This is a genomic window from Bacillus sp. D48C (assembly GCF_053345735.1).
Genome location: NZ_JBKFAQ010000011.1, coordinates 163,928 through 177,630 on the forward strand (window position 1 = coordinate 163,928; position 13,703 = coordinate 177,630).

The 13,703-nt window shown below is 35.2% G+C and carries 11 protein-coding genes; 8 read left to right on the forward strand and 3 right to left on the reverse strand.

Annotated elements, in window-relative coordinates:
• Window positions 1–30 precede the first annotated feature (30 nt).
• From ACLBXA_RS23120 to ACLBXA_RS23140, 5 genes are all read left to right on the forward strand, one after another.
• A complete protein-coding gene (locus ACLBXA_RS23120; RefSeq protein WP_001105781.1) occupies window positions 31–1,305 on the forward strand; it encodes a 3D domain-containing protein in 1,275 nt (424 codons plus the stop codon).
• A gap of 117 nt (window positions 1,306–1,422) precedes the next feature.
• Window positions 1,423–1,635, forward strand: coding sequence for a helix-turn-helix transcriptional regulator (locus tag ACLBXA_RS23125; RefSeq protein ID WP_170952475.1), 213 nt, complete (start codon window positions 1,423–1,425; stop codon window positions 1,633–1,635).
• On the forward strand, window positions 1,628–2,101 hold the full coding sequence (locus ACLBXA_RS23130; protein WP_044783735.1) for a hypothetical protein: 474 nt from the start codon (window positions 1,628–1,630) through the stop codon (window positions 2,099–2,101). The genes ACLBXA_RS23125 and ACLBXA_RS23130 overlap by 8 nt, the downstream gene beginning before the upstream one ends.
• Window positions 2,102–2,217: 116 nt before the next feature.
• Window positions 2,218–2,850 carry a class A sortase gene (locus tag ACLBXA_RS23135; RefSeq protein WP_001041729.1) on the forward strand — a complete coding sequence of 211 codons (633 nt, stop codon included), beginning with the start codon at window positions 2,218–2,220 and terminating at the stop codon, window positions 2,848–2,850.
• Window positions 2,851–2,989: 139 nt separating this feature from the next.
• Window positions 2,990–4,027: a YHYH domain-containing protein gene (locus ACLBXA_RS23140; protein ID WP_001249807.1), complete on the forward strand. Its 1,038-nt coding sequence runs from the start codon at window positions 2,990–2,992 to the stop codon at window positions 4,025–4,027.
• A gap of 30 nt (window positions 4,028–4,057) precedes the next feature.
• Here ACLBXA_RS23140 and ACLBXA_RS23145 read toward each other — a convergent pair whose 3' ends face one another.
• Complete coding sequence (locus tag ACLBXA_RS23145; protein WP_000443141.1) at window positions 4,058–5,443, reverse strand: peptide MFS transporter; 1,386 nt, start codon at window positions 5,441–5,443, stop codon at window positions 4,058–4,060.
• Window positions 5,444–5,696: 253 nt separating this feature from the next.
• Here ACLBXA_RS23145 and brnQ1 point away from each other — a divergent pair, with 253 nt between their 5' ends.
• Together brnQ1 and ACLBXA_RS23155 are read left to right on the forward strand one after the other, a co-directional pair.
• Complete coding sequence (gene brnQ1, locus ACLBXA_RS23150; protein ID WP_081143481.1) at window positions 5,697–6,998, forward strand: branched-chain amino acid transport system II carrier protein BrnQ1; 1,302 nt, start codon at window positions 5,697–5,699, stop codon at window positions 6,996–6,998.
• A gap of 140 nt (window positions 6,999–7,138) precedes the next feature.
• On the forward strand, window positions 7,139–8,860 hold the full coding sequence (locus ACLBXA_RS23155) for a DUF2339 domain-containing protein (protein ID WP_000710904.1): 1,722 nt from the start codon (window positions 7,139–7,141) through the stop codon (window positions 8,858–8,860).
• Window positions 8,861–8,895: 35 nt separating this feature from the next.
• Here ACLBXA_RS23155 and ACLBXA_RS23160 read toward each other — a convergent pair whose 3' ends face one another.
• Both ACLBXA_RS23160 and ACLBXA_RS23165 read right to left on the reverse strand, forming a co-directional pair.
• Window positions 8,896–10,443 carry a DNA-binding protein gene (locus ACLBXA_RS23160; RefSeq protein ID WP_000791516.1) on the reverse strand — a complete coding sequence of 516 codons (1,548 nt, stop codon included), beginning with the start codon at window positions 10,441–10,443 and terminating at the stop codon, window positions 8,896–8,898.
• Window positions 10,444–10,624: 181 nt separating this feature from the next.
• On the reverse strand, window positions 10,625–12,016 hold the full coding sequence (locus ACLBXA_RS23165; RefSeq protein WP_001164901.1) for an amino acid permease: 1,392 nt from the start codon (window positions 12,014–12,016) through the stop codon (window positions 10,625–10,627).
• A gap of 280 nt (window positions 12,017–12,296) precedes the next feature.
• On the opposite strand from ACLBXA_RS23165, the gene ACLBXA_RS23170 reads away from it, so the two are divergent.
• Window positions 12,297–13,589: an NCS2 family permease gene (locus ACLBXA_RS23170; RefSeq protein WP_447617547.1), complete on the forward strand. Its 1,293-nt coding sequence runs from the start codon at window positions 12,297–12,299 to the stop codon at window positions 13,587–13,589.
• Window positions 13,590–13,703 lie beyond the last annotated feature (114 nt).

Here is a 13,703-nt window from a genome sequence, read left to right on the forward strand (position 1 = left end):
TGTATAACTGTATAAGAAGGGAGTCGGATTATGAACTATTTTAAGCGAATCAGCTGTCTAGTATTAGCAGGAATTATCGGTCTTTCTAGTACAGTCGCTGTTAAAGCAGAGTCAAACGACGAGAAACTTAACAACATGCAACAGCAATTGCAACAAAACGATGCAGAAATGCAAAAGAAAGAGCAAGAGAAGCAAGCTGTTAGTAAAGAAATTAAAGGTATCGAAAACGAACTACATAATTTAAATAATACAATTGCAAAAAATAAAGAGGATCAAGCTGCTATTCAACGTAAAATCGATGAAACACATAAGCAGATTGAACAAAAAAAGGAAGAAATTGTCGTTTTAGAGGATAAAGTCCTTGCTCGTAAAGACATTATGAGAAAACGTATGGTTTCTGTTCAAAACAGTTCAAATACAAGTTTAGTAGTAGAAGTTGTAGTAGAGTCAAAAAACTTTGCAGACTTCTTACAACGTATGAACGCAGTTTCTACTATTCTAGAAGCTGATAAAGAAATTTTACGTCTACAAGAACAAGATCTTCGTCAAATTGAAGAAGATAAGAAAACAATTGACGAAAAAGAAGCATCTTTAGTAGTAGACAAACAAAAATTAGCAAAAGCGCAAGCTGAACTGCAAGATAACTTGAAAAAACGTCAAGATAACTTACAAACAGTTCAAGCTAAATATAATGAGGTTGCAAGTCAGCTTAATTTAGCAGCGGAAGAGAAAGCTAAAATTGAATCAAATATGAAGGCAGTACAAGAAACAATTGCTCGTGAACAAGAAGCAGCAAGAATCGCAGCGGAAGAGCGTGCAAAAGCAGAAGCGGCTGCAAAGGCTGAGCAAGAAGCTTTAGCGAAAGCACAAGCGGAAATTGCTGAAAAGCAAAAGCAAGAAAAAGCTAGTAAACCGGCAGAACCAGTTGCTAATAATAATTCGAAGGTAGAACCTGCACAACCTTCTAAGCCAACTGCTGGTGGGAAAGAAATTTATGTAGAAGCTACAGCTTATACAGCTGATCCAGCGGAAAATGGTTATGCGTCAGGTCAACAAGTATTTTCTGCATGGGGACCAGGTGGTAAAGGTTATAATCTAACTGCAAACCCAGGAATGAAATTAATTGCTGTAGATCCAAGTGTTATTCCATTAGGCAAAACTGTAAATGTTGAAGGTTATGGAGTCGCAATTGCAGCAGATACTGGTGGAGCGATTAAAGGTAACAGAATTGATGTGTTAATGCCTGATAAAGGGTCTTCTAGTCAATGGGGAAGAAAAATCGTTAAAGTTACAATTTTAAACTAAAACGTAATCCAACTTTACAATACGTAGAGTTGGATTTTTTACAATATTAATGTTAAGTTAAGTTTACATTTTGTTAAGGATAGCATACAATAATGGTGAGAGGTGGTAAATTTGACCATTTTAAACAAAGTAAAAGAATTAAGAGCTCGTTTTAATTTTTCACAAAGTGTATTAGCAGAAAAGGTTGGAGTGACGAGACAAACAGTTGCTGCAATTGAAAAAGGGGATTACGTTCCTTCATTGTTACTAGCATTGATGATTTGTGATGTATTCCAGTTAAAGATGGAAGACGTGTTTGTTTTAAATAAGGAGGGGGAAGAGGATGAGTAGAATTGGTTTTTCTTATATTATAAATGTACTCTATACTGCACTAGCATGCTGGATATTTGTTGAATTTTATAGTGTTATTACAGAGTTAGCAGACATATTTAAAAACGAGAAATTCCCGTTTGAAGTAGCGGTTAATGGAGTACCATTTATTTTATTATTTATTGGAGCTATTATAGTTACAATTTTTTATAGAATTCAAAAGAAAAAATATAAGAATTTATCTTTTTGGATGTATCCATTATTATTTCCACTAGAAGATGAACGTGAAAAAGCGATTACGGATAAAGCTTGTCGAACAACATTTGTATCGTTATGGTTTGTGTTACCTTGTGCAGTTGGATTTTTAACTTTTTCGCCTATTATTAATGAATATCTTCCTGGATACCCATTATATATTCTATTTTCTATTTTCTTTATTCAAATGACAGTATTTCACGTATCATTATACAGAAATAAATTAGCTTAAAAAGAAACCTTCTTGCACCGGCAAGAAGGTTTCTTTTCAGCTAATACTTGTACATATGGCGATATTATTTTATCATTTTATATAGAGTAAGATTTTGTAAGGGAAAGGAATTGTATATGAATAAGCAAAGAATTTATAGTATAGTAGCAATCCTGCTATTTGTTGTAGGTGGGGTGTTAATTGGAAAGCCATTTTATGATGGATATCAGGCTGAAAAGAAACAGACTGAAAATGTGCAGGCTGTTCAAAAGATGGATTATGAAAAGCATGAGACGGAATTTGTAGATGCTTCCAAAATTAATCAACCAGACTTGGCGGAAGTAGCGAATGCATCATTAGATAAGAAACAAGTAATTGGTCGTATTTCGATTCCAAGTGTTTCAGTAGAACTGCCTGTTTTGAAAGCTTCTACTGAAAAAAACTTATTAACAGGTGCAGCGACAGTAAAAGAAAATCAAGTTATGGGAAAAGGAAATTACGCACTAGCAGGACATAACATGTCTAAAAAAGGTGTTTTATTTAGTGATATAGCTTCTTTGAAAAAAGGCGATAAAATTTATTTGTATGACAATGAAAATGAATATGAGTATGCGGTTACTGGTGTATCTGAAGTAACTCCTGATAAGTGGGAAGTTGTGGAGGATCATGGGAAAGATGAGATAACGCTTATTACATGTGTATCTGTAAAGGATAATTCTAAGCGTTATGTTGTTGCTGGTGATTTAGTAGGAACGAAGGCGAAGAAGTAAAAAAGAAGGTGAACTCTTTAAAGAGTTCACCTTCTTTTTTACTAATGTTGAGAAAAAATAGAATGTTTTGGTTTGTATTTAAGTATTCTTCTATTTATGTATAATAAAGTTATAATTCTATATTTTGGGAGGAACAAGAGTGAGACAACAGGTGAAGAAACTTCTTTTAACAACGAGTATAGCGTTATTGGTAGCTCCAATTTCAGCTTATGCGCATCCAGGGCGTACAGATGCTAATGGCGGACATACGTGTCGTACAAATTGTGAGAAATGGGGATTACAGTACGGGGAATATCATTATCACAATAAACCAGCTTCTAGTAGTGGTGCAACGAGCCCAGCTCCTAGCCAGAATAATAATAGTGCTGTAGAAGCTGAGAGACAAGCAGAAGCACAGCGTAAAGCTGAAGAAGAGAGACAACGTGTAGCCGAAGAACAAAGAAAAGCTGAAGAGGCACGTAAGCAAGAGGAAGCGCAGCGCCAAGCTGATATGGAAAAAGGTCAACTTGAAGGTCAAAAGAATGGAGAAACTGATTTTAAAGCAGGAAAAAATGATGCAGAAGTGCATGTAGCTGGAAAATCTGATGCATATAAACAAGCGTTTAAAGCGACTTATGCAGCCGCATGGTCTTTAGAAGAGCAGAAGAAAACGCATTTTGAAAAAGGAAAAGAACAAGGTTTAGCACAAGAGACGATGGACGATAGTCAAGTTGCTCCAGAGTTTAAGGTAAACTTTGTAGACGGGTTCAAAGTAGGGAATAAAGAAAGAACAGAAAAAATTGAAAAAGAACAAGCTGAATTAGGAGAAAAGACAGGGAAAGAACTAGCTGAAAAGAATCCTGGAAATAGAGAGAAAGAAGTATACGTGAAGGCATATGAAACAGCGTATGAAAAAGGCTATAAGTCTACAAAAAAGGCAGTAGAAAAGGCTGGCTATAAGTATGCATTTGAAAACTATAATTTAAAAGTTCCTGCTAAGTATGAAAGAAATGAATTGTTAAAGAAATGGTTTACTGAAGGGTTTAAATTGAATAAAAAAGCAGCAGAAATTCGAGAAGAAGGGTATAAAAAGGGAGACAGCTGGTTCTCATTCTTCTATAAGAGTTTCGTACCAAGTGAATATAAAGAACATAAAGAGCTGTACGAACAAGCAATAGAAAAAGGTAAAACGGCATAAAAAAAGATGAGGAGAAATTCCTCATCTTTTTTAATCCATCCATTTCACTAATTTCTTAGAAATTAATAATAAAACACAACCTAATACAATTGCCACAGCGCCAATAACCGTGAATACTTCAGCGTATCCAAGTGAGGTTGTGAAGCTTGCAAGTTGTCCGCCTAAAATGTTGGCGATACCTGAACTTGCTAGCCATACACCCATTAGTAAAGATGCTAATTTTACCGGAGCAAGCGCACTAACCATTGATAGTCCGACAGGTGATAAGAATAGCTCACCTAACGTATGGAAAAGATACGTAAAGACGATAAATAGTAAGTTTGCTTTTTCTGTAATGTTATGTTCATCACTACCTGTTTTTAATGTAGCGATAACGAGAATGATATAACCGATACCAAGCAAGATCATACCAAGTCCCATTTTAGTTGGGATTTTTAAATCACCGCGCTTGCGAGTTGCAAGTTTTGCCCATAATGCAGAAATGACTGGAGCAAGTAAAATAATAAATAATGGATTGACCGATTGGAACCAAGATGTTGGAACTTCCCATCCGAACACAGAGCGGTCTACAAATTTGTTTGTATATAATGTTAACGAGCTACCAGCTTGTTCAAAGCCAGCCCAGAAGAAGACAACGAAGCATGTTAAAATGACGATAACTGCGGTACGTTGTTTTTCTTTTTTTGTTAACGGTGTATCTCCTACTGATGGTTGTCCATCTGTTGTTTGTAAATCGCGAGTTGGTTTTTTACCGATATCACCAAGGAAGCGATTTGATAATGTTGTAAATAAAATTTGTCCAATAATCATTCCGATTGAAGCGGCTAAGAAACCGTAACGGAATCCGTAATGTACAACGCCATCAACTGTTGTTTTGAATAAATTTTCTGATAAAAACCCGCAAACGAGTGGAGCTAAAAATGACCCGACGTTAATACCCATATAGAAAATGGTAAATGCACTATCACGTTTTGGATCGTTCTCTTCGTATAATTCTCCAACCAGTGTAGAGATGTTCGGTTTGAAGAATCCGTTACCGATAATAATAAGCGCTAATCCGAGGTATAGGCCTAATTGGTTTTGCAAGGCAAATAGTGTAAGGTTACCGATTGCCATTGTTATACCACCAATTGTGATTGCTTTTCGTCTACCTAGAAAACGGTCTGTTAAGTATCCACCAATCATTGGTGTGAAATAACAGGCTCCAGTATAAAATCCGTAAATAGAGAGTGCCCATGCGGGACTAAACCCAAGACCACCGCTTACTAAAGCTGTCGTTAAATATAATGTTAATAATCCTCGTAATCCATAGTAACTAAATCTTTCCCACATTTCTGTAAAGAAGAGTAAGTATAAACCTGGAGGATGTTTCTTTTTTCTTTGTTGTTCTCTTTCTAGTTGTATCGCTGATTCCATGTTATTTTCCTCCTGACACAAACAAAAACAAAGTTAATAATTTTGTACATTTAATATTTTACTTTATTAACTATTATAAGTCAATAAAGGTTGATTTTTCAGAAGAGATTGGAAAAAGGGAATAGCTATAGAAGGGGTGTTTCTTTTGTGATAGACTATGGACTATGTTTTCTTTGTAAGGAAGCGGGTTATTGTACTTTTTTTATATGTGGAATTGATTTCATAAAAGATGAAATTAAAGAAGGAGAAAGAAATGAAATTGTTACAGAAAAAAGAAATTTTACTTATTAGTCTTATGTTATTCTCGATGTTCTTTGGAGCAGGGAATCTTATATTCCCACCTTTTCTTGGATATGAAGCAGGAGAACATGTGTGGATTTCGTTAGTAGGATTTATTATATCAGCAACAGGTCTTCCTATATTAGGTGTTATTTCTATTGCAAAAGCAGGAAGTTTTCAAACGTTAGCGGGTAGAGTTCATTCTTCATTTGCAATTATTTTTCCATGTATCGTGTATGTATTTATTGGACCTGGGCTTGGTATACCACGTGCGGGAAGTTTAGCCTTTGAAATGGGGCCAGGTCAGTTATTCCCTGAAGCAGGAAGCGGAGTATTATTGTTTTACACAGTTATTTTCTTTAGTATTGTTTACTGGTTAAGTTTATCACCATCTAAACTAATGGGGTTGTTTGGAAAAGTCTTGACGCCGTTATTATTATGTATGATTGCACTTATTTTTATAAAGAGTATGTTTACAACAGTAGGAGATATGAAAGAACCAATAGGGAACTATGGCCAAGCTCCTATGTTTCAAGGGTTTTTAGATGGATATTTAACAATGGATGCGTTAGCTGCTTTAATCTTTGGAATTGTTATTGCAAATGCATTACGTGCAAAGGGTATTGAAGATGATAAAGGTTTAGCGAAATATATGAGTATTGCTGGAATCGGGGCAGGACTATTATTATCGATTATTTATGTCATCCTTGGATATGTGGGGGCAATTAGTGGCTCATTAGGAACATTTGATAACGGTGCCAAAGTGTTAGCACAAGTTATGACTACATTATTTGGACCTGGCGGAGTCGTTTTATTAGGTCTTATTTTTACTATCTCATGTTTATGTGTTTCAATTGGACTTGTTACGTCTTGTAGTCAATTTTTTTCGAGTGCATTTCCGAAAGTATCTTATAAAGTGTGGGCATTTATAGTAAGCGTTGTTAGTATGATCTTAGCTAATTTAGGATTAACGCAAATTTTAAAAGTATCAGTACCAATTCTTGGATTTATTTATCCAATTGCATTAACGCTTATTATTCTAGGGTTATTCCATAAGTATATTGGGAAGTATGCATACGTATATACAGTAACTGTTTGGATTGTAGCAATATTTAGTGCAATTGATATTTTAAATAAAAATGTAATGATGAATCAGTGGACGTCAGTATTAAAATACATTCCGTTTTATACAGAAGGTGTTGGATGGATTGTTCCAGCTATTGTAGGCATGTGTCTTGGTTTCATCGTTAGCATTGCTTTAAATAAGAATAAATGAGTAAAAAGGTGTTTTCCTATTTTGGGAAGACACCTTTCTTTTTTTGGAAAAATACTATTGAAAATGAATAGACTAAGAGTATGATAAAGGTAATTGGTAATATATAGGTTTAATGAGAGTTACGAATAAGGGGGTAGCATATGAAGAAGGATTTGGATAAGAAAATAGAAGCACTCGAAACGGCAATTGAAACGATTCAAGAAGCACTTGCTGAATTAAAGGTGAAGCAAAGGGAAATAGAAGTAGAAAACGCTCAGCAACATGTTAGTAAGGATAAGAAAGAATATATTGAAACGGTAATGGAGGAAAAGCCAAAAGAAGAAATAGTTAAGATAAAAGAGCCTTTGCAAGAATGTGAGGTAAAACAAGTAGATATATCTGCTTTTAAACCAGAGCCATTTAATATTATTAAGTTTTGTCAAACGTGGTTACCGCGTGTATTTGTCGGTATTATGTTGCTTGGAGTGATCTGGTTATTTAAAGCAGGGGTAGATGCTGGTTTATTAACACCAGCAATACGAATTGTGTTTGGTATCGCATTATCTATCGGTTTGTATTATATAGGAGATATTCAAATTAAAAGAGAGCGGCAGGCGTTAGGATTAGTATTGGTTGGAGGAAGTATTTCGGGGATTGTTTTAACGACGTTTGCGGCACATTATTTGTATGCATTTATTCCGGCAAGTATCGCGTTTCTCTTTAATATTACATGGGTTATTTTAGGGATTTATTTAGCGAAAAGATATAACTCGGAATACCTTACTATCTTCGTAGCGGTAGGAGCGTTCTTCGTGCCATTCTTGTTAAATAGTACGACTCCTAATCCTTATATTTTCTTTGGATATGAGACAGTGTTAACACTTAGTTTATTATGGTATGGATTGAAAAATCGTTATAAATATTTATATATGATTTCTTACGCTGTTGCGGCCATTGTTCTTTTTGTCTTCTTTGCTGTTATGTCAATATTAGTAGAGAACTTGCAAATACAGTTAACGATTGTATATGGTTTGATTCATTTACTATTATTTTGGCATATGTTTACGGAGAGAAGTTTTATACCAGAACCGCGTTTGGCGATATTTAGTGCGAATGCAGTGTTCTTTATACTAGCTATTTCAAAAATACCTGATTTTACAACATGGGGATTAATTATTAGTGCAATTGTGCACGCTGCTATGTTTGTGCTTGAGTATAGGAAGAATAGACATTCTACATTTACAAATCTCTTATTTGGTTTCACAATGGGAGCATTTAGTTTAGCGATTTTATACGAGTATAGTTTAGTAAATGCAGCGATCGTACTATTATTACAAGGTTTCCTTGGAATGGTTACTTCTATTAAAGGAAAACAACAGATAAAATTGTATGTTAGTGCAACGATTTACGCGATTGGAATGATACAAACGATTTTTAGTCCGTTTGATCAATTTATTTCGGCAGGCTTTGTTGCTCATATTATTTTAATAGGAACATTCTATTATTGCATGAGACAAGCGAAAGAAGTGTTAGCGAGTTTTGGTAAGTATGTGTACTCTATAGCGCTCTACTGGTTAATGGTCATTGTATTTATTACAATTACTAGAATTGGTGAAGTTCTTTCTACAGATGGAAGTATAATTAGCGTATCTGTATCGTTATTATGGATGATATATGCGTTATTTGCAGTTTGGTTTGGCCGTTATAGACAGATGAATGAAATATTATATGCTGGATTAATCGTATTAGTAGTAACGGTAGGGAAGTTATTCCTACTTGACTTACCGGAGGTTTCGATGATGATTAGGGCAGTGTTATTCCTAATCGTCGGTAGTATAGGTATCGTTATTTCAAGAATGTTTTTCTCAAAAGAAGAGAAGTGAAAAGAAGGCAATCCATGTATGGATTGCCTTTTTCATTATTTTTTATTAATCGTTACAGTTTCATTATATTTCGCTGTTGTATTTTGACGTAGACGAAGCGTTGCTTGTCCAGTTGTATTTGAATCAATCTGTACATTTACAACTTTTTCAGCAGAGCCTAAGCTGTTTGTTGTGAAAGAGAATGCACTACTATATCCGAAAGCAGATGGCCAAGTGCCGTTTGTATTTTGAACTTTTGCTACTTGTGTTCCACCAGTAGTGAATATACCTAAAGAATAGTTGTTATAAGTTGTATTAGGTAGTAAGTTGTTTACTTGAATCTTCATTTGGAAAATTTCATTGTTTGGTAGAATGCTAGGGTGTGTAACGACGTAGTCGCTTGTTGTTACCGCACCGTTATAACCGTATGAACCTGGTTTAAAAGTATTTGTATTAAACCATTGATAACCTGCATTTGGTGCACTCCAAGGTTCAGGTTGTGGTTCTGTTGATAAGCTTGGCTGTTCAAATGTTTGTAGAGCTGTAGGTGAATCAAGTTGTAAACCATTTACTTGATCTAAACTTGTAAATGTCTCTTTATTCGATAACCAATTTACGATGTTTTCTAATAAAATCGCATCGTTTTCTTCTTTATAACCATCGTAAGTTTTCTTTGTTTGGCCAGAATCTTCACGAACGTACTTTGGCGTTGCATCTTCAACAGGAGAAGAGTCACCAATAAAGGCAGCTTTTCCAAGTCCTATTTTTGCAATTGCAGCATATGGGCCTTCTGCAATACCACCGCCATTATAAACGCCACTATCAACAGCGTTATTCCATTTTGATGGATTTTCTGGAAGGTAAACAAGTCCTTTTGCTAGTTTTGGGTTTGTAATTGCTAGAGTAGAACCAGCATGCATTGCTACAGAAGAAACACCTTTTGTAATTCCGAAAGATTGTTCAGGCGATACAATTGTTTTCGCTGAAACATCACCAAGTGCATTGTAGCGGAAGCGAATACCGAAGTTGTCAGATAGCCAATCAGAGCTTTCTACTCCTTGCATAGCTTGTGAATTTGCTTCTTCATTAGACATTCCTTTTGCTGGATTATCCCAAGCACCGCGTCTATATCCATTAAATACTTCAGAAGAGTCCCAGCGATTTTTATTACGATCCGCATTGTAATGATCGGCAATAAAGAAGATACTACCACCATTTTTTACATATTGTAACATAGCGTCCTGCTCAGATTTTTTGTAAGGAATATTAGCTTCTGGAACGATAAATACATTGTAACCATTTAAGTCTTCGTACGTAATAGGTGTTGATTTACGAAGTTCTTTTACGTGATATCCGTTTTTTGCAATGCCGTTTCCGAAGTCAGAAAAGCCGCCGTCAATAACCCAGTCAGCTGTCCCAGCAGTTTGACCGTGTGTATTATCGAATAATACTTTCTTCCCATTGTTTTGATTTACAACTTTTGCAGCAATTTCAGGAGCTGGGTCTACAGAGCTTTCGGCATAAGTAGACGGTATGAACGAGGTCCCTATACTTAGTGTAATTGCTGTTGCTAAAGAAAATGTAATCCATTTTTTATTCTTCATAGAAGAATCCCCCTAATAATAAATATATGTGCTTTAATAATGTAATTTATTTTTCTGTAAAAATAAAGACGGAAAACATAAAAAATATTAAAAGATTGTAAAAATACCGTGAATTTTGTTGAGAAATATTTATATAGATATAAAAACACCCCTTCCAAGTAATAAGGAAGGGGTGTTTTGCTTAACTAATTTTTGAGTTAGGTGTTTCATCAATCTTATGAAACCCTTTCATGTAATATACGATTGCTAAGCCGATAAGCCAAATTGGGCCGACAATCAATGCAATTCGTGTATCTTCTGAATACGCCATTATACCTAGTACTAATACAAGGAAAACGAGTGAGAAATATGAGCTTAATGGGTATAAAGGCATTTTATATGATAACTTTTGTTTATTTTGAGTAGGTAAGCTTTTACGGAATTTAATTTGAGCAACTAATATAATTCCCCAAGTCCAAATTGCGCCGAAAGTTGAAATGCTAGTAAGCCATGTAAATACCTTTGCAGGTACGAGATAGTTTAATATAACACCAATGAGTAAAACGATAGCAGTTGCTACAATTCCTTGGCTTGGAATGCCGTTTTTATTTAAACGACCAAATCTTTCAGGAGCTTTTTTCTGCTGAGCTAATGTAAATAGCATACGGCCTGTACTAAATAAACCACCGTTACAAGAAGAAAGAGCTGCTGTTAATACGACAAAATTAATAATACCTGCTGCTTTTGCGATACCAATTTGCTGGAATGTTAATACGAATGGGCTTCCTTTCTCACCAAGTTCGTTCCATGGATAAATTGCCATCATAACGAATAGAGCTCCTACGTAGAACAGTAATATTCTCCAAAACACGTTATCAATTGCTTTTGCGAGTGTTTTCTTCGGATTTTGAGCTTCACCAGCTGTAACACCGATTAATTCAACGCCTAAATAAGCGAATAGTACCATCTGCATGGAGAGTAGTAACCCAGAAAAACCATTTGGGAACCAGCCACCATGTGACCAAAGGTTTGAAATACCAGTAGCGATACCACCGTTTCCGAATCCGAATAAAATAATACCAGCTCCGACTACTATCATACAGATAATTGTGACAATTTTAATGAGAGCAAACCAAAACTCAAGTTCTCCAAATACTTTTACCGATAAGAAGTTAAAAGCGCTCATTAACAATAGAGCAAGTAATGCCCAAGTCCAGCGCGGGATATCTGGGAACCAGTACTGCATGTAAATACCAGCTGCTGTAATTTCAGCCATACAAGTAACAACCCATAAGAACCAGTAATTCCAACCAGTAATATAACCAGCGAGTGGGCTGATATAATCATATGCATATTTACTAAAAGAACCGGCAACAGGTTGTTCAATTGCCATTTCCCCGAGAGCTCGCATAATGAAAAAAATAACGAGTCCGGCAATCATATAGCCTAGTAAAATAGAAGGACCGGCTAGTTTAATAGCGGAAGCGGATCCTAAAAATAGCCCAACACCAATAGCTGAGCCAAGTGACATTAAAGTAATATGTCGTTCTTTTAAACCACGATTTAAAGTTCCAGATTTGTTTGTGTGCTGCATAAGAAGAATCCCCCTTGTAGAGTGAACGATATTTGAATGCGTTTGCTAAATATTTAACTATTTCAAATTATAAAACATTTCTATCTGTTATGCTACAAAAATAATCATAATGAACTGTACTACATCTGTACTTGTCAGACTTAAACTTAAAATTCGAACTATTAGGGAATATATTGACTCTTCTTTTTATTGATTGTTAAGATTAAGTATTATATTTTCTCACATACTAGTAAGAAAAGAATGTGTGATAATAATTCAGGTGTAGGAAGGGTACATAAGCATGTTTCAATTACAAAAATATAACACTTCTGTGAAGCAAGAGTTTTTAGCTGGCATCACAACTTTTTTTACATTTGCGTATATTCTTGTCATCAATCCAAAAATATTATCTGATGCAGGTGTACCATTTGACCAAGCGTTTACAGCAACAATTATTGCCACCGTTGTTGGAACAGTAGGTATGGCAATTTTCGCGAATTACCCGATTGTTATTGCTCCAGCTATGGGAATGAATGCATATTTTGCTTATTCTGTTGTACAGAAGGCAGAAGGGATTACATATGTAGTTGCCTTTTCAGCTGTATTTGTAACGGGGATTATTTTTCTTTTATTATCTTTTACTTCGTTTAGGCAAAAGTTAATTTTAGCAATTCCTGATAGTTTAAAGCATGCAATTGCAGGTGGAATTGGACTATTTATTGCTTTTATTGGATTGCGCCTTTCTGGAATTATCGTAGATCATCCGTCTAATTTAGTTACGATTGGTGATTTTCATTCTCCAGCTGTTATTTTAACTTTAATTGGTTTAATATTAGCGGCGATATTAATGGCATTACGTGTGAGTGGTGCATTATTTATTAGTATGATTGTGACAGGAATTATCGCCTTCTTTACAGGGCAATTGAAGTTTGCTGATAAAATTGTGGCGATGCCTCATTTGCCAGAGGGTATTATCGTTTCAAACCCAACCAATGCATTTTCAGATGTAATTGAATACGGATTATATGGTGTTGTATTTTCATTTTTACTTGTACTTTTATTCGATACAACAGGTGCATTACTTGGTTTAATTAAACAAGCAGGTTTAATTACAGACAATACAGAGAAGCGTTTTGGTAAAGCGTTTATTGCAGATGCAATTGGAGGGACTACAGGTTCTATCTTTGGAACAAGCCCAACAGCAGCGACGATTGAATCGTCAGCAGGTATTGCTGCAGGTGGGAAAACTGGATTAACAGGGATTGTAGTTGTTGGTCTAACAATTATAACGGCATTTTTCAGTCCTGTTATTGCTTCTTTATCAAGTGTGGCCGCTATTACAGCTCCTTCATTAATTATAGTAGGTAGTTTAATGGCACAAAGCATTCGAGATATTAATTGGAATGAATTTGAAGATGCGTTACCAGCATTTTTGATTTTTATAGGTATTCCGTTAACATCTAGTATTGCAAATGGAATCGCAATTGGATTTTTAGTATATCCAGTTTTGAAAATTGTGAAGGGTAAAGGAAAGGAAGTACATCCATTACTATACTTATTTACAATTTTATTTGGATGTCATTTATTCTTATAATATAGATATAGGAGAGGGAGCTTCTTATGAGAGGCTCCTTTTTTGTGTATAATAAAGTGAGACTATAGGCAGTAGGGAGGATCCCCACTGTGTATTAGCCCGCACTAATTGGAA